This window comes from Caulobacter sp. LjRoot300 (assembly GCF_964253875.1).
In the GTDB taxonomy this organism is placed as follows: domain Bacteria; phylum Pseudomonadota; class Alphaproteobacteria; order Caulobacterales; family Caulobacteraceae; genus Caulobacter.
In genome coordinates this window covers 775,269-797,895 of record NZ_CAXUSA020000002.1, presented here as the reverse complement: position 1 = coordinate 797,895, position 22,627 = coordinate 775,269, and the positions used below count along the sequence as shown (strand labels likewise).

Annotated in this window: 20 protein-coding genes; 11 read left to right on the top strand and 9 right to left on the bottom strand. The window is 69.0% G+C overall.

Translation table 11 applies throughout. From position 1 onward, the window contains the following. The first annotated feature begins 80 nt into the window (after positions 1-80). Positions 81-1,331 carry a UbiH/UbiF/VisC/COQ6 family ubiquinone biosynthesis hydroxylase gene (locus ACSQ2G_RS09075; protein WP_436030133.1) on the top strand — a complete coding sequence of 417 codons (1,251 nt, stop codon included), beginning with the start codon at positions 81-83 and terminating at the stop codon, positions 1,329-1,331. A gap of 133 nt (positions 1,332-1,464) precedes the next feature. Here ACSQ2G_RS09075 and ACSQ2G_RS09070 read toward each other — a convergent pair whose 3' ends face one another. The 4 genes from ACSQ2G_RS09070 to ACSQ2G_RS09055 all read right to left on the bottom strand — a co-directional run bounded on the left by ACSQ2G_RS09070 (position 1,465) and on the right by ACSQ2G_RS09055 (position 4,077). Beyond that, positions 1,465-1,665 (bottom strand): Trm112 family protein, encoded by a 201-nt coding sequence (locus tag ACSQ2G_RS09070; protein ID WP_310080282.1) that lies wholly within the window; start codon positions 1,663-1,665, stop codon positions 1,465-1,467. A 153-nt stretch (positions 1,666-1,818) separates the two neighbouring features. After that, on the bottom strand, positions 1,819-2,484 hold the full coding sequence (locus ACSQ2G_RS09065; RefSeq protein ID WP_436030131.1) for an LON peptidase substrate-binding domain-containing protein: 666 nt from the start codon (positions 2,482-2,484) through the stop codon (positions 1,819-1,821). Positions 2,485-2,513: 29 nt separating this feature from the next. After that, positions 2,514-3,443, bottom strand: coding sequence for a tetratricopeptide repeat protein (locus ACSQ2G_RS09060; protein WP_436030129.1), 930 nt, complete (start codon positions 3,441-3,443; stop codon positions 2,514-2,516). A gap of 127 nt (positions 3,444-3,570) precedes the next feature. Next, positions 3,571-4,077, bottom strand: coding sequence for a prolyl-tRNA synthetase associated domain-containing protein (locus ACSQ2G_RS09055; protein ID WP_436030127.1), 507 nt, complete (start codon positions 4,075-4,077; stop codon positions 3,571-3,573). A gap of 83 nt (positions 4,078-4,160) precedes the next feature. On the opposite strand from ACSQ2G_RS09055, the gene ACSQ2G_RS09050 reads away from it, so the two are divergent. The 6 genes from ACSQ2G_RS09050 (at position 4,161) to ACSQ2G_RS09025 (ending at position 9,326) form a co-directional block, all read left to right on the top strand. Then, on the top strand, positions 4,161-4,904 hold the full coding sequence (locus ACSQ2G_RS09050) for a DUF6065 family protein (RefSeq protein ID WP_436030125.1): 744 nt from the start codon (positions 4,161-4,163) through the stop codon (positions 4,902-4,904). A gap of 23 nt (positions 4,905-4,927) precedes the next feature. After that, entirely contained in the window at positions 4,928-5,320 is a 393-nt protein-coding gene (locus ACSQ2G_RS09045) for a hypothetical protein (RefSeq protein WP_436030123.1), read from the top strand. A gap of 540 nt (positions 5,321-5,860) precedes the next feature. Beyond that, a complete protein-coding gene (locus ACSQ2G_RS09040) occupies positions 5,861-6,418 on the top strand; it encodes a hypothetical protein (protein ID WP_436030121.1) in 558 nt (185 codons plus the stop codon). 2 nt (positions 6,419-6,420) lie between these two features. Continuing rightward, positions 6,421-6,723, top strand: a complete 303-nt coding sequence (locus ACSQ2G_RS09035) for a winged helix-turn-helix domain-containing protein (RefSeq protein ID WP_028040149.1) — start codon at positions 6,421-6,423, stop codon at positions 6,721-6,723. A 36-nt stretch (positions 6,724-6,759) separates the two neighbouring features. After that, positions 6,760-8,499 carry a gamma-glutamyltransferase gene (locus tag ACSQ2G_RS09030; protein WP_436030120.1) on the top strand — a complete coding sequence of 580 codons (1,740 nt, stop codon included), beginning with the start codon at positions 6,760-6,762 and terminating at the stop codon, positions 8,497-8,499. Between the two features lie 137 nt (positions 8,500-8,636). Further along, on the top strand, positions 8,637-9,326 hold the full coding sequence (locus ACSQ2G_RS09025) for an alternative oxidase (RefSeq protein ID WP_436030119.1): 690 nt from the start codon (positions 8,637-8,639) through the stop codon (positions 9,324-9,326). Between the two features lie 80 nt (positions 9,327-9,406). On the opposite strand, the gene ACSQ2G_RS09020 is transcribed toward ACSQ2G_RS09025, so the two are convergent. Continuing rightward, positions 9,407-9,784, bottom strand: coding sequence for a PRC-barrel domain-containing protein (locus tag ACSQ2G_RS09020; RefSeq protein ID WP_436030117.1), 378 nt, complete (start codon positions 9,782-9,784; stop codon positions 9,407-9,409). A gap of 62 nt (positions 9,785-9,846) precedes the next feature. Next, the gene (gene glmM / locus ACSQ2G_RS09015; protein ID WP_436030115.1) at positions 9,847-11,193 is read right to left on the bottom strand and encodes a phosphoglucosamine mutase; all 1,347 of its coding nucleotides are present in this window, start codon (positions 11,191-11,193) and stop codon (positions 9,847-9,849) included. A 217-nt stretch (positions 11,194-11,410) separates the two neighbouring features. On the opposite strand from glmM, the gene glmS reads away from it, so the two are divergent. The 3 genes from glmS (at position 11,411) to ACSQ2G_RS09000 (ending at position 14,837) form a co-directional block, all read left to right on the top strand. Next, complete coding sequence (glmS, locus tag ACSQ2G_RS09010) at positions 11,411-13,231, top strand: glutamine--fructose-6-phosphate transaminase (isomerizing) (RefSeq protein ID WP_436030113.1); 1,821 nt, start codon at positions 11,411-11,413, stop codon at positions 13,229-13,231. A 130-nt stretch (positions 13,232-13,361) separates the two neighbouring features. Further along, positions 13,362-14,432, top strand: coding sequence for a ribosome small subunit-dependent GTPase A (rsgA, locus tag ACSQ2G_RS09005; protein WP_436030111.1), 1,071 nt, complete (start codon positions 13,362-13,364; stop codon positions 14,430-14,432). 75 nt (positions 14,433-14,507) lie between these two features. After that, on the top strand, positions 14,508-14,837 hold the full coding sequence (locus tag ACSQ2G_RS09000; protein ID WP_436030109.1) for a hypothetical protein: 330 nt from the start codon (positions 14,508-14,510) through the stop codon (positions 14,835-14,837). Between the two features lie 48 nt (positions 14,838-14,885). Here ACSQ2G_RS09000 and ACSQ2G_RS08995 read toward each other — a convergent pair whose 3' ends face one another. Next, positions 14,886-15,860, bottom strand: coding sequence for a LacI family DNA-binding transcriptional regulator (locus ACSQ2G_RS08995; RefSeq protein ID WP_436030107.1), 975 nt, complete (start codon positions 15,858-15,860; stop codon positions 14,886-14,888). Between the two features lie 223 nt (positions 15,861-16,083). On the opposite strand from ACSQ2G_RS08995, the gene ACSQ2G_RS08990 reads away from it, so the two are divergent. Beyond that, complete coding sequence (locus ACSQ2G_RS08990; protein ID WP_436030106.1) at positions 16,084-17,583, top strand: tryptophan halogenase family protein; 1,500 nt, start codon at positions 16,084-16,086, stop codon at positions 17,581-17,583. Here the strand turns inward: ACSQ2G_RS08990 and ACSQ2G_RS08985 are convergent. Together ACSQ2G_RS08985 and ACSQ2G_RS08980 are read right to left on the bottom strand one after the other, a co-directional pair. Beyond that, positions 17,580-19,679, bottom strand: a complete 2,100-nt coding sequence (locus ACSQ2G_RS08985; RefSeq protein WP_436030104.1) for a hypothetical protein — start codon at positions 19,677-19,679, stop codon at positions 17,580-17,582. The genes ACSQ2G_RS08990 and ACSQ2G_RS08985 overlap by 4 nt on opposite strands. Positions 19,680-19,902: 223 nt before the next feature. Continuing rightward, positions 19,903-22,449 carry a TonB-dependent siderophore receptor gene (locus ACSQ2G_RS08980; protein WP_436030102.1) on the bottom strand — a complete coding sequence of 849 codons (2,547 nt, stop codon included), beginning with the start codon at positions 22,447-22,449 and terminating at the stop codon, positions 19,903-19,905. Between the last annotated feature and the right edge of the window lie 178 nt (positions 22,450-22,627).

Here is a 22,627-nt window from a genome sequence, read left to right as displayed (position 1 = left end):
GCAACAGCGCCAAGCTTAGCAACGCGATTGCGCCCGGAGCGCCCCTAGACACCACCGCCCCCCAAGCGCCATATCCGCCCATGCGCGACCACGACGCCGACGTCATCATCGCCGGAGCCGGCATGGCCGGGACCACCCTGGCGCTCGCCCTGGCCTCGGCCGGGGTCAAGGCCCTGCTGGTCGATCCCCAGCCGTTCGACGCCCAGCTGGCGGAAAGCTTCGACGGCCGCTCGTCGGCCATCGCCTATTCGTCGTTCCGCCAGTGGCGGGCGATCGGGGCCGGCGAGGCCCTGGCCCCCCACGCCCAGCGCATCGAGCAGATCCTGGTCACCGACGGCAAGACGCCCGGGCCGAGCACGGGCGCCCCCTCGCCCTTCTTCCTGCGCTTCGACAGCGCCGAGATCGCCGACCGCTCCGAGGGCGAGCCCCTGGGCTACCTGATCGAGAACCGCCAGATCCGCGCCGCCCTGGCCCGGACGGTGCTCGCCAAGGGCATTACCGTGCTGGCCCCGGCGGCCGCCAAGACCCTGGAGGTCACCCCCGCCGGCGCGACCCTGACCCTGACCGACGGCCGCGCGCTGTCGGCCCCTCTGGTGGTCAGCGCCGAGGGGCGCAACGGCGTCCTGCGCAAGGCCGCCGGCATCGGCGACATCGGCTGGAGCTATGGCCAGAGCGGCGTGGTGGCCACCGTGCGCATGGAGCATCCGCACCAGGGCGTGGCCCACGAATACTTCCTGCCCGGCGGCCCGTTCGCCATTCTTCCGCTGACGGACAATCGCGCCAGCCTGGTCTGGACCGAGAGCACCGACCGCGCCGAAGCCTTGCGCTCCGCCTCGCCGCAAGCGTTCCACGCCCACCTGATGCGGCGGTTCGGCGAGTTCCTGGGCACGGTCGAGATGGCCGGTCCGACCTTCGTCTATCCGCTGTCGCTGTCGCTGGCCGAGCGGCTGGTCGCCCCGCGCCTGGCCCTGATCGGCGACGCCGCCCACGGCGTGCACCCGATCGCCGGCCAGGGCCTGAACCTGGGCCTGAAGGACGCCGCGGCCCTGGCCGAGGTGGTGGCCGAGGCGCTGCGCAACGGCGAGGACATCGGGGCCGAGGCGACGCTCGAGCGCTACGCCCGCTGGCGGCGGTTCGACAATGTGTCGAACGCCCTGGCCTTCGACGGCTTCGTGCGCCTGTTCTCCAACGACAATCCGCTGCTGCGCCTGGCGCGCGGCGTGGGCATGGCGGCGGTCAACCGCATCGCTCCGGCCCGGCGGTTCTTCATGCACGAGGCCGGCGGCGGGGTGGGCGACCTGCCCAAGCTGCTGCGGGGCGTGGCGCTTTAACGGTCCTCCCCCTGTGGGGGAGGCGATCGCGGAGCGATCGGTGGGGGGAGTGTTGATGAGGCGGGATGACTCCCCCCTCCGTCGGCTGCGCCGACACCTCCCCCACGGGGGGGGAGAATCTTCAGCGCGGCCGCTACTCTTCCAGGCTGCGGGCTTCCTCGGGCAGCATGATCGGCACGCCGTCGCGGATCGGATAGGCCAGCTTGGCCGTGTTGCTGATCAGCTCGCCCCGGGCCCGGTCGTAGAACAGCGGCGCGCGGGTGACGGGACAGACCAGCACCTCCAGCAGGCGCGGGTCCAGATCGGCGGGCGGGGGCGGGGGTGCGGCGGTCATGGGGCGTGTTGTAAGAGGTTTTTCACCGACGGCAAACGTCTTGCGTCCTTCGAGGCCCGCTGCGCGGGCGCCTCAGGATGAGGCGCGTCGTGGCTGTGAGTTCCTCATCCTGAGGTGCGCGCCGAAGGCGAGCCTCGAAGGACGCAAGGACGCCTACTGGATCATCGTCGGGTCTTCGTCGTCGCCGGCCGCCGCGTCGATCTCCAGCAGGGCCACCAGGGTCTCGCGGCGTTCGGCCAGGGTCGGGGCTTCCAGCAGGGCCTGTTTCTCGACCGGCTCGAACGGCAGGGCCATGGCCAGGCTGTTGATCAGGGCGTCGGACGGCGCGGCCTCGGCGCTGCTCCAGTCGATGGCCAGGCCGCGATGGTCCAGATAGCGGCGCAGGGCGTCCAGCAGGGACGAGGGGTCGCCGGACGCGGCGCTGTCGGGCGTCCCCTCGCGCAGGTCGGCCTCGAAGGCCGTGAAGTCGGCGCGGACCTGGCGATAGGGTCCGCGGGCCGGCAGCTCGTCGCCGACCCGGAAGCGGCAGACCCCGGTCAGGGTGACCAGGTAGCGGCCGTCGCTGGTCTCGGCGAAGCTGGTCACCCGGCCCGCGCAGCCCACCGGCGCCAGGTTGGGCCGCTCGACCTCGCCGCCCGGACGGGTCTGGACCATGCCGATGATCCGCTCGCCCGACATGGCGTCGTCGAACATGTTCAGGTAGCGCGGCTCGAAGATGTTCAGCGGCAGCTGGCCGCCCGGCAGCAGCAGGGCGCCGTCCAGCGGGAACACCGGGATCACCAGCGGCAGGTCGTCCGCCCTTCGATAGGATCCTGGCATGCGACGCTCCCTTATCCGACCAACCTGGCCTAACTGAACAGGATCGATGACAGCCGCTTGCGGCCGGCCTTGGCTGTTTCCGACGCGTAGCCGGCGGCCTCGAAGACGGTCAGCAGCTGCTTGCGGGCCGCCTCGTCGTTCCAGGCACGGTCGCGTTCGATGATGGTCAGAAGATGGTCGGAAGCGGCCTGAAGCTGGCCGGCGCCGGCCAGGGCCTTGGCCAACTCGAAGCGGGCCTCGTGGTCGTCGACATTGGCGGCCAGGCGCTTTTCGAACGGCGCGGTCTCGGACGGCGCGTCCTCGGCCAGGACCAGGGCGGCGCGGACGCTTTCCAGATCGGGGTCCTTGGCGCCGGCGGGGGCCGTGGCCGCCACTTCGCGGGCGCCTTCCAGGTCGCCGCCGGCCAGGTAGCAGCGGGCCAGGCCGCCGATCGCCTTGACGTTGGCGGGGTCCATCTGCAGCACCTGGGCGAAGGCCTGGGCCGCGCCGCCAAGGTCGCCGAGGTCCAGCGACTCCTTGGCCATGGCCAGCAGGGCATCGACGTCGCTCTCGGCCGGCGGTCCGGACAAGCGTCCGATAAACGCCTTGATCTCGCTCTCGGGCACCGCGCCCTGGAAGCCGTCGACCGGCTGGCCGTTGACGAAGGCGTAGACGGTGGGGATCGACTGCACGCGCAGCTGGCCCGAATAGCCGGGGTTCTTGTCGACGTCGATCTTGACCAGCTTGACCGCGCCGCCGGCGGCGTTGACCGCCTTCTCCAGGGCCGGGGTCAGCTGACGGCACGGGCCGCACCAGGTGGCCCAGAAGTCGACGATCACCGGCTGGGTCTTGGAGGCCTCGATGACGTCGGCCATGAAGCTGGCGTCCGTGCCGTCCTTGATGTGGGCGCTCTTGGCCCCCCCTTGCCCATTGGGGCCGCCGGCTTGGATGGGAGCGGGTTTTTCGCCGATCAGGGCCATGGGGTCTCTCTACACGCGGGTCTTGAACGCACGGGGCGCCGAATGGATCGGCGGGGGCGGGACGGAAAGGTCGCTCCTGGCGGCCAAGATGGTCTCTCGGCGCGCGGTTCGCAATCGGTCGATCGGCTTAATGAAGCACAGCCATGGCGGCGAAATCGACGATCATCGGCGTGATCCCCAGCGCCGCCAGGAACCGGCGGAAGCCCGCTTGCGAAACGGCCGTGGTGGCGTCGTTGGCCAGGGGGTGGAAGTTGACCGGGTCGGCCCTGGCCAGGGCCGCGTCGAGCACGAAGCGCACGCGACGGTCGGTGTCGTTGATCAGGCCGAAGGCGGTGACCGAGCCGGGCGTCACGCCCAGGGTCTGGAGCATCAGCGCCGGATTGCCGAACGACAGCCGGCCCGAGCCGATCACCGTGTGCAGGCGCTTGAGGTCGATCGCCGTCTCGCCCAGGGCCGAGATCAGCCACAGCTGGCCTCTGACGTCCTTGAGAAACAGGTTCTTGGTGTGGCCGCCCGGAAGGGCCGCCTTGATCTCCTGCCCTTCCTCCACCCGGAACACCGGCGGATGGTCGAGGGTGGAATGGGCGACGCCGTGGGCGTCGAGGAAGGACAGCAGGTCGGCGCGGGTCTTCATGAGGGACTTCCTAGCCGAGCCCACGCCCGCTAGACCAGACGGCAAAGCAGGCCCCACGAAAACTGGTTCGAGAAGAGACCCGCATGGAACTGGAGTGCTACCCCACCGAAGCCCGTCCGCCCGAGATCGTGCCGGGCCGGCCGCAACGGGCCTGGATGGACCATTTCGCCGACCGCCATCCCTATCGCTGCCTGCCCCTGACCATGGCCAACACCACCGGCTGGGAGATCCTGTGCCCGGTCGGCTTCACGGCCACCTGGGACGGCGGGGCGCACCAGAACTGCATCACCTTCCGGTCCGACCATCCGCATCCGGGCTTCGACGACTTCGTCAAGTCGCACTTCTCGCGCGGCACGATCACCTTCCACACCGGCTACCTGTTCCGCACGCCGCCGGGCTGGTCGATCTGGACCATGGGTCCGCCGAACCACATTAAAGACGGTGTCCAGCCGCTGGCTGGGCTGGTCGAGACCGACTGGCTGCCCTTCCCCTTCACGATGAACTGGATCTTCACCCGCCCCGGCACGGTGCGGTTCGAGAAGGGCGAGCCGTTCTGCTTCTTCATGATGATCCAGGACAAGCCGCTGGAGCAGGTGCAGCCGGTGATCCGGTCGATGAACTCCAATCCCGACCTGCGCAAGCAGTACGACACCTGGGCCGCCAAGCGCGGCGAGTTCAACGCCCGGATCTTCAAGCGCGAGCCCGAGGCGATGAAGGAGGCGTGGCAGCGCTTCTACTTCAAGGGCGAGTACCCGGAGGAGGTCGAGGCTCCGGCTCCGGCGGCCCACGTCAACAAGCGACGGCTGAAGGCGCCGAAGGTCGGGTGAGGACGCGACCGCACCGCACGCCGTTGTCGATCTGGATCGCCGTGGTCCTGTTTTCTCTCATCGCCCTGCCGTCATTCGTTCAGTTGGCCAGGATCGCGATGCCCGAAGCTCGGCCTCAGGTCGCGGTTTCGATCCTGATCGGCGTGGCGATATTGGCCTACAAGGCGATCGCCTTGGCGCGCCTCAGCCGCTGGCCAATCCTGCTGCATGTCGCCAGCGTGGGCTGGTCGCTGGTGTCGCGCCATCTTGCGCATCTCGAATGGCGGGAGCGCTTTCCCATTCTTGGGCCGTTCGTCGTCCTGATCCCCCTGACGATCTATCTGGCCCTTACCCTGCCCCACTGGCGCAAGATGAACTGGGCTCTGCTCGGACGGCCGTATCGACCGGTCGAGAACCAAGCCGAGATCTTCGCTTAGAAGAAGGATCTCAAAAGTTGTCATCCCGGAAGCCTCGCAGAGGCTGTCCGGGACCCAGGGGACTGGGCCAAGGCCGTGCAGCCGCCCCTGGATCCCGGACAAGCGCTGCGCGCTTTCCGGATGACAACTGATTTGAGCGGCCCCTACTTCAGCGCATACCCAATCACCTGATCCCCGATCGGGGTCTCCATGAAGTGGTGGCCGCCGGTCATGATGACCAGGTACTGCTTGCCGCCGACGTCGTAGGTCATCGGCGTGGCCTGGCCGTCGGCCGGCGTTGACGTCGATGGCGTAGGGCGTGCCGACCCGCGGGTCGCCCGCTCCCTTCGCGCCCTTCTTCAGGCCGCCGCCGCGGGCGTCGCCGCGCGAGGTCCAGCCCGTGGCGGATTGAACCTGTTCGACGAGCCATCGGTTCCTGGGCGGCGGCCTAAACGGGCCGAAAGGAACGAGGGCGGCAGAATACTCTGCTTGACAGAGTTACCGATTATGATAACTGTGCGTCACAGAGCGCTCTGGGCGCGAACTTCAAAGGAGGGTGCGATGGGCATTTCCAAGACCGAGGCGGCGTCGGCGCTGGCCGATATCGAGACCACGACCGGCCGCGGCCGGTTGCTGAAGAGCTACCAGGTCGGCGGGCCGATCCTGATGATCTGGGGCGTCGTGTGGGCGGCGGGCTACACCGCCATGGGCGCGCTGCCGCCCGAACGCTGGGGCGTCGCCTGGCTAGTGCTGGACGCGATCGGCATCGCGGCGAGCCTCCTGCTCGGCCGCCGCGGCGACAAGGCCGCGGCCAAGGCGGGCCAGGCCTGGAAGGTCGGGGCCGGCATCTTTGCGATCCTGGCCTTCATGGCGGCCACCTACGCCGTTTTCCAACCCACCTCTGTCCAACCGGCTATCGTCTATCCGGGCCTGGTGACCGGCCTGATCTACGCCGGCGTCGGCATCGCCTACGCGCCGCGCTATCTGTGGATCGGCGCCAGCGTGTTCGCCGCCACCCTGATCGGCTGGTTCTTCTTCCAGCCCTGGCTAGCCTTCTGGATGGCGGCGGTCGGCGGCGGTGGGCTGTTCGTGGGCGGCCTCTGGCTGCGGAGGGCCTGAGCGTGGCCGAGCTGGACGAACTGATCCACCAGCCGCTGCGGCTGAAGATCATGGCCGCGCTGCACGCCGAGCGCGACGCCGACCCGGTGGAGTTCTCGCGCCTCAAGGCCGTCACCCAGGCCACCGACGGCAACCTCGGCAGCCACCTGAACACCCTGGAAAAGGCCGGCTATGTGGCGATCGCCAAGGACTTCGTTGGCAAGAAGCCCCGCACCCGCGTCGCCCTGACCCCCGCCGGCCGCAAGGCCTTCCGCCGCCACGTCGACTATCTGCGCGCCGTGGTCGAGGGCGTGGACGACGATTAGACGCGCCCTCTCGCAACCCGCAAAAACGAGGCTCCGATGAACATTACGGTCCTGTCCCGCCTTGCCGCCGGCGTGCTCGCGCTGGGCATGGCCTTCGGCCCCGCCCAGGCGGATGAGCGCCGCTCGCCGGACACCTTCTGGGGCGGCGAAACGGCGGAAGCCGCCGCTCTGGAGGCCCGGGACCTGGCGAAGAGGGGCACGATGGGCGTGGCCGATCACGCCATGGTCGCCGCCTGTCACGACCGGTCGGTCCAGATCGGCCTGGACATCCTGCGTCGGGGCGGCACAGCGGCCGACGCGTTCATCGCCGTCACCTTCGCCGACTACGTGCAGACGCCAGGCGCCAGCAGCCTGGCCGGACCGATGGCCGCCCTGGTCTACGACGCCCGCTCCGGCCGGGTGACCAGCCTGGGCGCGCCGCTGAAGACGGTGCGCAGCCTGGACGGCCAATGGGCCGCGGGCCAGACGGCCGTCGGCAAGCAGGTGCTGGTCCCCGGCGCGGTCGCCGGACTGGAGGCCCTGCATCGGCGTGACGGGCGCCTGCCCTGGGCCGACCTGGTCCGTCCGGCCGCTCGGATGGCGCGCGAGGGCTTCGTCGTGACCCCGATCTACACCGCCATCGCCAGCGCGTACGGCGCCGCCCTGCGCGCGTCCGACTATGGTCGAGCGACCTATTTCCATCCGGACGGCGCGCCGTATCGGATCGGCGAAACCCTGAAGCTGCCGGCCATGGCCGACACCCTGGACGGCGTGGCGCTGCAGGGAGCGGCCTATGTCCAGACCGGCCCCTGGGCCAAGGCGGCCGTCGCGGCGGTGCGGGCCCACGGCGGCGACATGACCGCCGCCGACCTCGCCGACTATCGCGCCGAATGGACGCCGCCGCTGCGGATCACCTATCGCGGCCGCACGGTCTACGGCCTTTCCGGTCACGACAGCGGCGGGGCGCGGCTGCTCCTGGCGCTCAAGACGCTGGAACACGGCGACATCGTCGCTCTCGGCCATCCCTCGCAATCGCTGGACGGCCTCGAAGCCATGGTCCGCGTCAGCCGCGCGGTCACCGCCGAGCCGGCGCTGAACACCCACGCCTTTTTCGAGGATCCGGCCCAGCCGGCGGCGTTGCTGGCCGGGCCGCGAGCCGGCGAGATCTGGACCGACGTCCAGGCCAAAGTCGATCGCACGTCCCTGCCCGCCCCAGGGTCGCACAGCTACGCCGTGACCGTGGTCGACGCCCAGGGTAACGCCGTGGCCGGCACGCACACGATCGAGTCCCTGCCGTTCGGGACCAACGGGATCTTTGTCGGCGGCGTCCCGCTCAACAACACCGGCGTGCTGCATCCCTACGCGGCCGATTCCGCCTACGCCACACCGCCCGGCCGCTATCTGGTCGAACCGATGTCGGCCGTTCTGACCTTCGAAGGCGACAAGCTGGTCCTGGCCGCAAGCACGTTCTCCGCTTCGCTCTGGCCGGGCGATTTCCAGATGGTTTCCAGCATCCTGGACTTCGGCTGGGATCCCGAACGGGTGGCCCTGACCCCGCGATTTGGCGGCTACGGCCTGGACCTGGCCAAGATGAGCGCCGACCTGTCGGTCAACGTGATCGACAAGCGCTTCAAGGCCGAGGTGATCGACGCGATGAGGCAACGCGGCGTGGCCCTCTTCCAGGCCGGCTATGTCGACACCGGCATGCTGGTGATGATCAAGCGCGATCCTCGGACCGGTCGGATGACCGGGTTCACCCCCGAGGCGCTGTCGGAGGGACGCGCCGCCGGCTGGTGACGTCCTATCGAACGGAGATACGTAGCCCCCCTTAGGGGGCGTCCGGTAGGGAGCGGCCCCGAATTTCGCGCCGCATGGGCGGGGCGTATCACGGCCTCATGAGCGACCCGACGCGGGCCGGCTCGGGGACAACCACCATGACCAGCCCAGCCATTGACCTGACCGTCCACCACAAGCCCGCCGGCGCCTCGGACCGCGTCGCCTATGGCTTCGTCAAGCTGCTGCGCTTCTTCGCCGACACCTTCTTCGCCAAGCGCTACGGTCACCGGGCGGTCGTCCTGGAGACCGTGGCCGCCGTGCCCGGCATGGTCGGCGCGACGCTGAACCACCTGAAGTGCCTGCGCCGGATGGAGGACGACCGGGGCTGGATCAAGACCCTGATGGACGAGGCCGAGAACGAACGCATGCACCTGATGACCTTCATCCAGGTGGCCAGGCCGACGATGTTCGAACGCTTCGTGGTCGTGGCCGCCCAGTGGGTGTTCTACCTGTTCTTCTTCGGCCTCTATCTCGTCTCCTCCCGCACCGCCCACCGCGTGGTCGGCTATTTCGAGGAGGAGGCGGTGATCAGCTACACCCACTACCTGGCCGAGATCGACGAGGGCCGGTCCGAGAACGTGGCCGCGCCGCGGATCGCGCTGGACTACTGGAACCTGCCGACGGGCGCGACCCTGCGCGACGTGGTCGAGGTGGTGCGGGCCGACGAGGCCCACCACCGCGACGTCAACCACGGCTTCGCCAACGAACTGCGCGGCCTGCCGCATGGCCAGATCGCGCCCTGCCCGCCGCACGTGGTGCTGGAACCGAACTGGAAGACGGCGGCCTGACGCCGCCCGCCAGCTCAGGTCCGCGCGCGCCCCGAGGGTCCCCCCTCGGGGCGTTGTCATGGGCGGCGCGCCGAACGCGGCTAGATCGCCGGACCCATGCCGTAATAGGCCGCGATGTCGTCGCGCCAGTCGGGGCCGGCGCCCAGCGTCTCCAGGTCCTCCCGGGTGAGCGCGGGCGCGGCCTTGAGTTCTTCCTTGCTCAGCGACACGACGTAGCCGGCCTTATCGGGCTGGTAGTCCAGGCGATCCCACGGCAACGGATGCAGTTTGTCGCCGATGCCGAGAAACCCGCCGAACGACAGGATGGCGTGGGCCACCCGGCCGGAAACCTTGTCGATCGACAGGTTGTCGATATGGCCGATGTGCTCACCCTCGCGGTTGAACACCGGCGTGCTGGTGATCCGATTGGCCATGATCATCGGATGGCCGGTCGTGCCGGGTGAAGTCGGGCCGTCCATGGGGAACCTCCGTTGGGGTTGCCCCTCCTGAACGGTTGAAGCGGCTGCGCCGTTGCGCCTCGTCAGACCGCCCTCACGGCCGAGACGATCGACCGGACCACCTTCTTGACCAGGGCCGGGTCGTCGCCCTCGGCCATGATGCGGATCAGGGGCTCGGTGCCGGACGGGCGGACGACGATGCGGCCCGCGCCGTTCAGCTGGGCCTCGCCGTCGGCGATGGCCTCCTTGACGGTCTTGTGCTCCAGCGGCTTGCCGCCGGCGAAGCGGACGTTCTCCAGCAGCTGCGGCACCGGCTCGAACTGCCGGCCCAGGGCGCTCATCGGCTGGCCGGTCTGGATCATTACCGCCAGAACCTGCAGGGCCGCGATCAGGCCGTCGCCGGTGGTCGAGAAGTCCGACAGGATCACGTGGCCCGACTGCTCGCCGCCGATGTTGAAGCCGCCTTCGCGCATGCGGGCCATCACGTAGCGGTCGCCGACGCTGGTGCGCTCCAGCGTCAGGCCATTGTCGGTCATCAGCCGTTCGAGGCCCAGATTGGACATCACGGTGGCGACCACGCCGCCGGCCTTCAGCTTGCCGGCCTTGGCCAGGGCCAGGGCGATGATCGCCATGATCTGGTCGCCGTCGACCACCACGCCCTTCTCGTCGCAGATCACCAGCCGGTCGGCGTCGCCGTCCAGGGCGATGCCGATGTCGGCCCGGTATTCCCGGACCAGCTTGGCCATGGCTTCGGGATGGGTCGAGCCGCATTCGGCGTTGATGTTGGTCCCGTCGGGAGTGACCCCGACCTCGATCACCTCGGCGCCCAGCTCGTAGAGCGCCGTGGGCGCGACGCGATAGGCCGCGCCGTGGGCGCAGTCGATCACCACCCGCAGGCCCGACAGCGACAGGTGGCGCGGGAAGGTGGCCTTGACGATCTCGACATAGCGGGCCTGGGCGTCGTCGATGCGCTTGACCCGGCCCAGGCCGCGCGGCGGCGCCAGGCCCTCCTGCAGGCCCTCGTCCATCAGGGCCTCGATCTTCAGCTCCTGCTCGTCCGACAGCTTGTAGCCGTCGGGGCCGAACAGCTTGATGCCGTTATCGGCGAAGTCGTTGTGGCTGGCGCTGATCATCACGCCCAGGTCGGCCCGCATCGAGCGGGTCATCATCGCCACGGCCGGGGTCGGCAGCGGGCCGAACAATCGCACGTCCATGCCGACGCTGGCGAAGCCGGCCACCAGGGCCGGTTCGATCATGTAGCCCGACAGGCGGGTGTCCTTGCCGATCACCACCAGGTGGCGGCGGTCGTCCTGCGAGCGGAACAGCTTGCCGGCCGCCAAGCCGACCCGCAGGGCGACCTCGGCGGTCATCGGATGCTTGTTGGCCTGGCCGCGGATGCCGTCGGTGCCGAAATAGGCGCGCTTGCTCATGGTGGTCTGGTCTCGCCCGAGCGTGACAGCGTCACGCTCAAATTGTTTGGTTTGGATCATTCCTTCGGAATGACCCAGGGTCTAGATCGGACAGCGTAATGATCCGAAATGCAGATTTATGAGGGCTGGATCTGCACGAATGCTAAAGGCCCAGCGCGAAATAACCCGTGTCATAGCCATAGTCCCAGGCGCGGCGTTCTACAAAGGATCATGGCCCATGTGCGGCATCATCGGCATCGTCGGAAAAGAGCCCGTCGCCGGGCGCCTGGTCGACAGCCTCAAGCGGCTGGAATATCGCGGCTACGACTCGGCCGGCGTGGCGGCGGTCGTTGACGGTAAAGTCGAGCGGCGGCGGGCCCAGGGCAAGATCAAGAACCTCGAAACGGTGCTGGCCGAGCAGCCGCTGGTCGCCCGCAACGGCATCGGCCACGTGCGCTGGGCCACCCACGGCGCGCCCAACGTCACCAACGCCCACCCCCACACCGCCGGTCGCGTCACCCTGGTCCACAACGGCATCATCGAGAACTTCGCCGAGCTGAAGGCCGAGCTGAAGGCCGCCGGCCGCGCGTTCGAGAGCGACACCGACACCGAGGTCATCGCCCAGCTGATCGACGCCGAGCTGGCCACGGGCCTGGCGCCGCTGGAGGCGTTCAAGGCGACCCTGGACCGCCTGACCGGGGCCTATGCCCTGGCGGTGCTGGTCGAGGGCGCCGACGACCTGATCCTGGGCGCGCGTCGAGGAAGTCCCCTGGTGGTCGGCGAGGGCCAGGGCGAGATGTTCCTGGGCTCGGACGCCCTGGCCGTCGGCCCGTTCACCAACCGGGTGATCTATCTGGAGGAAGGCGACTACGTGGCCATCGACCACGACAGCGCCCGGATCTTCGACGCCTCGGGCGCCCCAGTCGACCGCCCGGTCAAGGTGGTCCCCGCCTCGGCGGTGATGATGGAGAAGGGTAACTACCGGCACTTCATGGAGAAGGAGATCCATGACCAGCCGGAAGGCTGCCAGCGGACGATCGCCGCCTATGTCGACGCCCTGACCGCCCGCACCGCCATGCCCGGCGACATCGACTTCAAGGCGCTGGAGCGCATCCAGATCGTCGCCTGCGGCACCTCCTACATCGCCGGGGTGATCGGCAAGTACCTGATCGAGCAGCTGGCCGACCTGCCGGTCGACGTCGAGATCGCCTCGGAGTTCCGCTACCGCCAGCCGGCCCTGCGGCCCGGCTCGCTGGTCATCGCCATGTCGCAGTCGGGCGAGACCGCCGACACCCTGGCCGCCCTGCGCTACTGCAAGGCCAAGGGCATGAAGAGCGCCGTGGTGGTCAACGCCCAGGAATCGACCATGGCCCGCGAGGTCGACGTGGTCTGGCCGATCCATTGCGGACCCGAGATCGGCGTCGCCTCGACCAAGGCCTTCACCGCCCAGGTCAGCGTGATGATCGCCCTGGCCGTGGCCGCCGCCAAGGCGCGCGGGACGATCGACGCGGCCGAGGAGCAGCGGATGGTCAAGGTGATGCTGGAGGCCCCGCGCCTGATCGCCGAGGCCATCGGCCTGGAGGACGCCCTCAAGGAGATCGCCGTCGACATCGCCAAGGCCCGCGACGTGCTGTTCCTGGGCCGCGGCCCGATGTCGGCCCTGGCCCTGGAAGGCGCTCTGAAGCTGAAGGAGATCAGCTACATCCACGCCGAGGGCTACGCCGCCGGCGAGCTGAAGCACGGCCCGATCGCCCTGGTCGACGACCAGACCCCGATCATCATCCTGGCCCCCTATGACAGCTATTTCGAGAAGTCGGCCTCGAACATGAGCGAGGTCATGGCGCGCGGCGGCCAGGTGGTGTTCATCACCGACCCCGAAGGCGCCAAGCACGCCCCGGCCGGCGCCCGGGTGGTGGTCACCGCCCCGGCCAGCGACCCGCTGGTCTCGACCCTGGTGATGTCGGCCCCGATCCAGCTGCTGGCCTATCACGTGGCCGTGGTGAAGGGCGCCGACGTCGACCAGCCGCGCAACCTCGCCAAGTCCGTCACCGTGGAATAGTCCGTGCCGGCCGCCCCGCGCCGGGTCGAGTCTTCCGGCGGCGGCGGGAATGGCTGGCCGTCGCCGGCCCCCGGCCATAGAGTGCGCCGAACGGTGGCGATGGATCGCTGACGATTTGAAAGCCCCTGACTTGATCAGACAGTACGGATGGTCCGATCTGCTGGCGCGGGCCTTCGAAGGTCACGCGCGGGCTGGCCACGCGCCGGGACGCGTCGTCGTCCAGCAGCGGAACGGCTATGGGGTGATCACCGAGGAGGGTGAGCTGCGCGCCAAGCTTTCCGGCCGCCTGCGTCACCAGGCCCAGGAGGCCGGTCACCCCGCCGTGGGAGACTGGGTGGCGCTGTCGACGAACCTCGCGGAACGCACGGCCACCATCCACGCCGTCCTGCCCCGCCGCACCGCCTTCGTGCGCCGGGCCGCCGACAGCGTGCAGACGCCGCAGGTCATCGCGGCCAACATCGATCTGGCCTTCGTCGTCACCTCGATGAACGCCGACCTCAATCCTCGCCGGATCGAACGCTATCTGGCCGCCGCCTGGCAGAGCGGCGCGCGCCCCGTGGTGGTGCTGACCAAGTCGGACCTCTGCATCGAGTCGGGCCCGCAGGCCGCCGAGATCGCGGCCCTTGCGCCGGGCTGCCCGGTGGTCATGGTTTCGGCTCGGCAAGGCCTCGGCCTCGACGCCCTGCTGGCCCATCTGGCGCCGGGCGAGACCTGCGTGCTGATCGGTTCGTCCGGCGTCGGAAAGTCCACCCTCCTCAACGTGCTCCTGGGCGAACAACGCATGGCGACCCAGGCGATCCGGGAATCCGACGACCAGGGACGCCACACCACCAGCCACCGCCAGCTGGTCCTGCTTCCCGGCGGAAGCATGATCGTCGACACCCCCGGCGTGCGGGAGGTCGGGCTGATCGACGCCGAAGACGGGGTCGGAATGGTGTTCGACGACATCGAGCGCCTGGCCGAAACCTGTCGATTCAACGACTGCGGCCACGCCAACGAACCCGGCTGCGCGGTTCGCGACGCCCTGCAAAGCGGGACTCTCGATGCGGACCGCTGGGCGCACTTCCAGAAGCTCGGCCTCGAATTGGCGGCGGTGGAGGAGAAGGCCGAACGCACCGCCAGGGACGCCGAACGCCGCCGGCAGGGCGGGCTGCAAAAAGTCTACCGCGCCACCAAGAGGAACGACCGGGGTCCCCACTGAAGTTTTTTCGGAATCCGGACCACGCCCGCGAGCGAACCGGGCTAGGTGAGGGTTCCAGATTCACGAGAGATGACCATGCCCGCCTATACCATCGTCACGACCAGTGCGACCCAAGGCAGCGATGCGGCGGAAGTCAGCACGCTGACGGACGAATTCGCCAACGAGAGCGAGGTCCTGGGCTATTCGCGCCGGATGGCCGAAGAGATGGCGGGATTCGCTCATCAGCTCTCGTTGGACTTCGACTACAGCACCATCGGTCTCTACGACGGCGACCTGATCGACGAGGATCTCGATCCGGACCATCCCGCGTTCGTCGGGGCGTGGGTGCTGGACGAAAACGGCGCGGTCTTCGTCCCGGCGGCTGAATTCCGCGACGAGGCCGCGGAGCCCGACAGCGCCGTATAAAGGCGAACCTGCCGCGAACGTCGCGGACGCTGCGGCAACTCGCGGTCGTCAGGCCGTGTCCCGCCGGACGAGCACGGGGATCATCTGGACCGACACGGCGTCCTCGCCCGCGATGCGGGCGAACAGGGCGTCGGCCATCGCCTTGGCGCCGGTGGCGATGTCCTGCCGGACGGTGGTGAGGCGCGGCACGGTCTGGGCGGCCAGCGGGATGTCGTCGTAGCCGACCACCCGGACCTGGTCCGGAACGGCCAGGCCCCGGTCGGTCAGCACGCGCAGCGCCGTCATGGCGATCACATCGGACGCCGCGAACACCCCGTCGATGTCCTCGCCGGCCTGGGCGATATGGGCGGAGATCTCCTGCTCCATGACGTCGGACGCCAGGTGCACGTCGAACTGCTGCGGGGCGGGCAGGCCCCGCGCTTGCAAGGCCGCGCACAGGCCGGCGTGGCGCTGGCCGATTTCCGGCGTGCGGACCTCGCCCAGGAAGGCGATGCGGCGCGCCCCGGCCGCCGCCAGGCGTTCGCCGGCCAGCCGCCCGCCGGCGAAATTGTCGGTGCCGACCGAGCAGTGCCTCTGGCCGGACCAATGGCTGCCCCAGGCGACCAGGGGCCGATAGTGGGCCGCCGCGCGCTCGATGGCCTCGAACTGGTCCGACTGGCCGATCAGCAGCACGCCATCCAGCATGCCCGAGCCGATGATCGCTTCCAGCCAGTCGGCGGTGTCGGGGACGACCCGCGACAGCATGATGTCGTAGCCGTTCTCGGTCAGGGCGTCGGCCAGATGACCCAGCATCGTCATGAAGAACGGGTCGGACAGGTGCTGGCGCTTCTCGCGACCCAGCGGCACCACGACGCCGATGACGCCCGTGCGCTGGGCCCGCAGCCGCCGGGCCATCTGGTTGGGGCGGAAGCCATGCGCCTGAGCCAGCGCCTGGATGCGGGCCTTGGTGTCGGTCTTGACCAGCGGACTGTCGGCCAGGGCGCGCGAGACGGTCGCGGTGTTCACGCCGGCGATCTTGGCCAAGTCGGCAAGCGTGCGGATGCGAACCGGCTTTTCCAGAGACCTTCCCCTTCTTTGATCGACGCTCGTGGCGAGAGCCCGCGCGCCTGCCCGGCCCAGCGAAGCTGTAGGGCAATCCGATTCACCCGCCTAGCCCAGGGGGCTTTCAGCCCGGGCGGCCGTCGCAATCCATGTTGCCTTTCATACAAACGATTGCAATATGGCGCTCAAAAATGGGGAGCCGGGAATGAACCGCGTTGAGCGTCTGGTGATCCTGGGCGGCGGCACGGCCGGCTGGATGGCGGCCACCGCCCTGGCCAAGACCTTCGGGTCCCGACTGAAGATCGATCTTCTGGAGTCCGAGGCGATCGGCACGGTCGGGGTCGGCGAGGCGACCATCCCGACGATCCAGTGGTTCAACGATCTGATCGGCCTGGACGAAGCCGCGTTCGTTCGCGCCACCAAGGCCACCTACAAGCTGGGCATCGCCTTCGTCGACTGGGCCCGTCCGGGCAGCCGCTATTTCCATCCGTTCGGACGCTACGGCGTCGACCTGGGGCCCGTTCCCTTTCACCAGCGCTGGCTGAAGGCCCGCGCCGAGGGGTTCGACGGTCCGCTGTCGGCCTTCTCGCTGGCCACCCAGCTGGCGGCCGCCAACCGGTTCGCCAAGCCGGGCGACGAGGCGCGGTCGATCCTGTCGACGCTGGGCTACGCCTACCAGTTCGACGCCACGCTCTATGCGCAATACCTGCGCGGCCTGTCCGAAGCCGCCGGCGTCACGCGGCACGAGGGCAAGCTGGAGACGGTCGAGCGGGCGCCCGACACCGGCTTCGTCACCGCCCTCACCACCGATCGCGGCGAGCGGATCGAGGGCGAGCTGTTCCTCGACTGCTCGGGCTTTCGCGCCCTGCTGATCGACGGGGTGATGGAGGCCGGCTTCGAGGATTGGTCGCACTGGCTGCCCTGCGACCGCGCCGTCGCCGCGCCCTGCGCCCGGGTGGCCGAGACCACGCCCTACACGCGCGCCACCCTGCGCCCGGCCGGCTGGCAATGGCGGATCCCGCTGCAGCACCGCACCGGCAACGGCTACGTCTATTCCAGCGCCTTCCTTTCGGACGACGAGGCCGCGGCGACCCTGCTGGGCGGCCTGGACGGCGCGGCGCTGGACGCGCCGCGCTTCCTGCGGTTCAAGGCCGGCTTCCGGCGCGAGACCTGGCGCAAGAACGTGGTGGCCATAGGCCTGTCGTCCGGCTTCCTGGAGCCGCTGGAGTCGACCAGCATCCACCTGATCCAGAGCGCCATCGCCAAGCTGATCACGCTGTTTCCCGACCAAGACTGCGACCCGGGCCTGGCGCGGCAGTTCAACACGCTGTTCGGCCGCGACATGGACGGGATCAAGGATTTCCTGATCCTGCACTATCACGCCACCGAGGGGCACGAGTCGCCGCTTTGGCGGCATACGCGCCACATGGCGCTGCCTGACAGCCTGGTCGCCAAGGAAGAGCAGTATCGGCGCGCCGGACGGCTGATGCTGACGCCCGACGAGCTGTTCCGTGAGGCCAGCTGGCTGGCCGTGCTCGAAGGTCAGGGGGTGCGCGCCGAGGGCTACAGTCCGCTGGCCGATACGCTGGATCCGGCTCTCAACCGCCAGCAGCTGGAGCAGATCGCGGCGGTGATCGCGCGCGCCACGCCCACCCTGCCGAAGCACGACGACGCTATCGCCGCCCTGATCGGCGGCTCGACCTAGCCCGGGCAGCGGTTCCATTCGGGCGCCGCGCCCACGCCGATGACGGGTTGGCTCGTCTTCGCGGCCTTCGCCGGAGGTCCCGGCTCGGCCGGGGGCCGCACCGCCAGATAGACCGTGCTCCACAGCTGCGCCGCGTTGGACTCGTCGACATCGGCCTTGCCCGCGCCGAACGGCACGACCTCGTAGCGACCGTTCCGGAAGGCCCAGGACCAGAGTTCGGAGCTCTGCACCGGGCGGGTGGCGCGGATCGCCCGCCACAGCTCGGCCTGGGCCGCGACCAGCTTGGCGCGCAGCGACGCGGGCAGGTCGCACCGGGCCAGTTGTCGCTCGAGCCCGGCGGCCAGCAGCGCCTGCTGCCAGGACCAGACCACCGCGCCATGATAGGCGGCCGGGGTGAAACGGGCCTGCGCCTCGCGATCGGTGAAGGCGGCGTTGGCGACCACCAGGCCGACATCGGTCATCAATCCCGCCGGGAAGGGACGCATCGTCGCGGTGACATAGGTGTCCAGATCCACCGCCGAGGGATGGCCGAACAGCAGGGCGAAACCCTCGTCCGAGTTGACGATCGGCACGGGCTTGCCCGTGGCGTCCAGCGACAGGGCGTGGAACACCAGCGCTCGCCCGTCCAGGGCCTTCAGGGCCGGGGCGGCGGGAACGCCCAGGCTGTCGGCGTAGGACCGGATCGACGCGCCCGCCTCGGCAGCCGGCAACTCGACCCGGAACAGCGGCGACGCCTGGGCGCGCCAGACCTGGGCCATCCGGCCGGCGTCGGCGAACAGCGCGCGGTCCTCGGCCGAAAGATACGGGTCCAGCAGGCCGGCGCGGAACAGGCGGTCGGCCGCCTCGATCGCGGCCGGCACGAGGGCGGCGTTGACGTTGTAGGGATAGATCCCGCGGCCCAGCCCCTCGTTGCTGTCGCGCCACTCCCCGGTCATCCGGCCGGGCTTGATCGCGACCAGCGTCCGGGCCGAAGGGGCGTCGGCGAACGCGCGGCCCTGGTTCAGCACGAAGCGCAGGTTGCTGACCAGCCTGGCGCCGGTCGGCGTGCGGACGCCGGGCTGGCTCTCGCTGGCCAGGGGCTGGGCCAGCCAAGTCCGCGCCCGCGCCTGTCCAGGGCCTTGCAGGTAGTCGGCGGCGACGGCGCCCAGCATGTAGTCGTCGTCGACCATGCCGTAGTCGAGCTCGGCCGCGTCGCCGTCGCGGCCGGCCTTGCGGTTCTGGACGACGGCGAACTCGCCGACGCCCTCCTCGTGCGCCACCTCGCCGCCGGGCGACAGCCGGGCCAGCACCGAATTGAGCCCCGCCTCGACCGCCGCCGGCCGCAGGGCGGGCATCAGCAGCCGCACCGACATCAGGGTGTCGCGGCCGAAATAGGTGTTGAAGCGCCAGGAGCCGGCCAGGAACTTCTCGCGATAGCTGAGGAAGGCCAGGGCGTCGCGAGCGCCGGGATCGGCGGCCGCCTGGGCGTTGAGCAGCTGCCCGATCGGCAACGGCGTCAGCGGCGCGTCGCCGCTCAACGCCGTGATCTCCAGCGCGATCCGCCCGTCGGCCCCGGCGACGATGGCGCCCTGGTCGATGCGGCCGCCGATGACGCGGATCGTCAGCGCGTAGCCGGGCCCGCCGTCGAGACGGGCGCGCCGCCAGGTGAGGGTGTCGCCCTGAATCGTCGGTTCGGTCGCCACCTCGGCCGGAAAGCGGCCGACCGCCTGATAGTCCCGCAGGTAGCGGACATTGGAGAGCACCGCCTGCTTGGCGACCAGTCTTGGCGCGTCGAGGCTGGCGCGGGCGACCACGCCGTTGAGCGCACCGCGGCGGAGCGGCTTTGGCGGCTGGTCCAGACGCCAGGTCGCCGGCTTGGCCGTCGGCTCGAACCACAGGCCCACGCCGCTGTTGCCGGCCGGGAAGGCGACCAGGATGCGCGGATCGACGCCGTTGCGCAGCAACAGGTGCGCGGCGACCGTGTCTTCGCGGACGAAGGCGTTGAGGTTCTGCCCCTCGGTAAGCTGGTAGGCCAGGTCCGGCCTGGCCAAGGCTTGGCTCGAGACGGTCAGCGACAGCAGGCCGCCGGCGGCCGCCCATCGAAAGTTCTTGAACATCGCTGTCTCCAATCCCACGGGGACCGGCGCATCCGTCGTCCCCCGCCTGGCCTAGCGCTCTAGAAGCCGTGGACTGTTGACGGTCTTGGGCCGAATTCCTCGTCCTTCGACAGGCTCAGGATGAGGAATTCTACTGAACCGCCTTGTCGGCAGCCCTCATCCTGAGCTTGTCGAAGGACGAGGGCGGCGCCCACCATGCTAAACGCCTAACTGTCCACAGCTCCTAGAAGCGCAAGGTGAGCGAACCGCCATAGGTCCGTCCTACGATGCCGCGAGCGTAGAAATAGCCCGAGGCCGCGTTCTGGGTCTGGCCTTGCCGCGGGTTGCCCTCGGTCAGGCCGACGACGTCGAAGATGTTGTCGACGTTGAAGTTGACCTGGAGATTGTCCTTCAGGTTCAGGGTGACCCCCGCGCTGGTGACGCCATAGGACGGCAGGGCCACGCCGTTGCCGGAGTCGGCGTAGATCTTGCCGACATATTTGTAGCGGGCATAGACCTCGCCCAGGCCGTTCGGCAGCTTGATGGCCGGCGTGATGGTGTAGAGCCGCGCCGGCGTCCGCTCGGGGCGATTGCCGTCATAGGTCGGCTGCGGCACGCCGTCGAGGCTGAGGTTGTTGAGGGTGGGATCCTGGATCACGCCCGAAACATTGACCGAGAACCAGTCGACGGGCCGGACCAGGGCGTCCAGCTCGACGCCCTTGGTCTTGAGGTCGGCCAGGAAGCTGGTCTGTTTCGTGGGATCGGACGGGTCGATGAAGTTGTAGAACTGGTTGTCGAAATTGGTCCGGAACACCGTGGCCGAGGCGCTGAGGACGCGGCCGTACTCGAAGCGCACGCCGGCCTCATAGAGTTCGATCTTGGTGATCGGATCGGTGTTGTTGGTCTGGAAGCCGTTGGCGTAGCGGCCATAGACCGAGAAGTGCGGCGTGATCAGATAGCTGGCGCCGAGCGTCCAGGCGACCTTGTCCTGGGTCCGGCGCGTCTCGGTGAACGTGCCGTCGAAGGTCGATCCCACGGTGCGCACCACGCCTGCCACGCCGGGCTGCACCGGCTGGTTGACCGCCGCGGCGTTGCCTTCCAGGTACCGGGCCTTGTCGCTTTCCCAGCGTACGCCGCCGTCGATGTGGATCTTGTCGCCGATCGCCAACTCGTCGTTGGCGTAGAGCGACACCGACTTGTCGGTGCGGCGACGAACCCCCGCGCCCCAGTCGCCATACGACACCATGCCGTTGTCGCTGAGCACGCCGATGACCTGGTTGTTCGCGTCCAGCGAGACGATGTCATAGAGATCGCTGTTGGTGCGGACGTCGTTGACCACGGTGGCCACCGCCGACTGGTTCTGGCTGCGGCTGACGTCGTAATACTGAACCCCGGTGGTCAGCGAGTTCTTGAACCCGTCGCCCTGATATTCCCAGCGCGTGCCTATATTGGCGCCGAAGTCGTGGCCCGACTGGTAATCGTGGTTGAGCGTGGTTTCCTGCAGGAAGCCGTTGCCGTTCAGGGCGTTCAGGGTGGCCACGTCGCTCGAGGGGATGACCACGCCGGTGCGCAGGTTCTTGGCGCCGAAACGCGCGGTGGCCGGATAGGCGGCCAGGCCGGCGGTGAGCAGGTTGTTGATCGGCGAGGCCGCGCCCGGCGTCAGATAGGTGACCGCGCTGGCCAGGCCGGCGTTGCCGGTGCCCGAGCCGGGGAACAGGCCGTTGAAGTCGTCCTTCAGGTCCAGGTAGCGGGCCCGGGCGAAGATCTCGACGCTGTCGCTCAGCGGCTTTTCGAAATCGATGCGCAGCTGCTTGGTCTTGACCCGCACGCCCTCGCTGAGCCGGAAATCGCGGAAGCCGTCGCCTTCGACGAAGGTCGACACCGGCACGGAGATCCGGTTGAAGGCGGCGCCGCCGACATTGCCGAACTGCGTGCCCAGCCCTGGAATGCCGTGGGGCTTGCCGTTGCTGTAGGCGTAGGGCTGGTCGGCGTAGTAGGCGCTCTCCATGTCGCCGATCTTGCCGGTCAGGCGCACGAATCCGCCGCCGTCGAAGCGGTATTCCAGCATCCCCTTCAGGCGGTAGCCGTCATAGTCGAAGGTGTTCTTGCGCACCCCGGGACTGCTCTGGACATAGCCGCCGATGTTGAAGGCCAGGTTGTTGGCGATCGGCGCGGAATAGTAGAAGTCGCCGCGCTTGAGGCCGTAATTGTAGCCCGTGGCCCGCACCACCCCCTCGGGCTTGTCGAAATTGGGCTTGCGCGACAGGAAGTTGATCGTGGCGCCCGCCCCGTTGACGGTCAGAATGCCCGATGTGCCGCCCTTGACCGCTTCCATCCGGTCGATGGTGACGTCCTCGGAGAAGAAGAAGTCCGCCCCGCCGCCCTGGTAGATGACCGGCAGGCCGTCCTCCTGCAGCTGGATGAAGCGCTGGCCGCCGCCCTGCAGGCCGCGCACCGAATAGTTGTTCGACAGCTCGCCGGCCGTGCCCTCGACGAAGATGCCGGGCACCAGTTCCAACAGGTCGGCGGTCGAGCGCGGGGCCTTGCGCTCGATGTCGGCGCGCGTCGCCAGGGTGATGTCGGCCGAGGCGGTGATCAGCGGGCGATTGCGCGAGGTCAGGCCCGTGACCACGACTTCGCTGACGGTCTGCGGGTCGGCGGGAGCGGGGGTCTGGGCGGCGGGGGCGTTGACCGGGACGGGCTGCGTCGACGCGGTCTGAGCCCAGGCGGGAACGGCGACGCCGCTGCAGCCGGCCAGCAACAGGGCGCGCAGAGCGTGACGTTTGCGCATGAATCCTCCCCAAGGCGGTTCGGTCCCCGCCTGGAACGGCGGATGTACCGAGTGCACGATGTATGACGATTGCAGTATCGATGCAATCGTTTGTTATTTACCGTAACCGTAGTCGGCCTTATCCACGATCATAGCGACCGCCCACGGCCTCGACGGCAGCACCGACAAAACCGCCGCG

Bases quoted from the DNA above. Each gene is read 5' to 3' on its own strand.
- ACSQ2G_RS09050 (WP_436030125.1), top strand. From the start codon at position 4,161: ATGGAACTGGAGTGCTACCCCACCGAAGCCCGTCCGCCCGAGATCGTG.
- ACSQ2G_RS08990 (WP_436030106.1), top strand. From the start codon at position 16,084: ATGAACCGCGTTGAGCGTCTGGTGATCCTGGGCGGCGGCACGGCCGGC.
- ACSQ2G_RS09060 (WP_436030129.1), bottom strand. From the start codon at position 3,443: ATGGCCCTGATCGGCGAAAAACCCGCTCCCATCCAAGCCGGCGGCCCC.
- ACSQ2G_RS08985 (WP_436030104.1), bottom strand. From the start codon at position 19,679: ATGTTCAAGAACTTTCGATGGGCGGCCGCCGGCGGCCTGCTGTCGCTG.
- ACSQ2G_RS09000 (WP_436030109.1), top strand. From the start codon at position 14,508: ATGCCCGCCTATACCATCGTCACGACCAGTGCGACCCAAGGCAGCGAT.
- ACSQ2G_RS09065 (WP_436030131.1), bottom strand. From the start codon at position 2,484: ATGCCAGGATCCTATCGAAGGGCGGACGACCTGCCGCTGGTGATCCCG.
- ACSQ2G_RS09040 (WP_436030121.1), top strand. From the start codon at position 5,861: ATGGGCATTTCCAAGACCGAGGCGGCGTCGGCGCTGGCCGATATCGAG.
- ACSQ2G_RS09055 (WP_436030127.1), bottom strand. From the start codon at position 4,077: ATGAAGACCCGCGCCGACCTGCTGTCCTTCCTCGACGCCCACGGCGTC.
- ACSQ2G_RS09025 (WP_436030119.1), top strand. From the start codon at position 8,637: ATGACCAGCCCAGCCATTGACCTGACCGTCCACCACAAGCCCGCCGGC.
- ACSQ2G_RS09070 (WP_310080282.1), bottom strand. From the start codon at position 1,665: ATGACCGCCGCACCCCCGCCCCCGCCCGCCGATCTGGACCCGCGCCTG.
- ACSQ2G_RS08980 (WP_436030102.1), bottom strand. From the start codon at position 22,449: ATGCGCAAACGTCACGCTCTGCGCGCCCTGTTGCTGGCCGGCTGCAGC.
- ACSQ2G_RS09030 (WP_436030120.1), top strand. From the start codon at position 6,760: ATGAACATTACGGTCCTGTCCCGCCTTGCCGCCGGCGTGCTCGCGCTG.
- ACSQ2G_RS09020 (WP_436030117.1), bottom strand. From the start codon at position 9,784: ATGGACGGCCCGACTTCACCCGGCACGACCGGCCATCCGATGATCATG.
- glmM (WP_436030115.1), bottom strand. From the start codon at position 11,193: ATGAGCAAGCGCGCCTATTTCGGCACCGACGGCATCCGCGGCCAGGCC.
- ACSQ2G_RS09075 (WP_436030133.1), top strand. From the start codon at position 81: ATGCGCGACCACGACGCCGACGTCATCATCGCCGGAGCCGGCATGGCC.
- glmS (WP_436030113.1), top strand. From the start codon at position 11,411: ATGTGCGGCATCATCGGCATCGTCGGAAAAGAGCCCGTCGCCGGGCGC.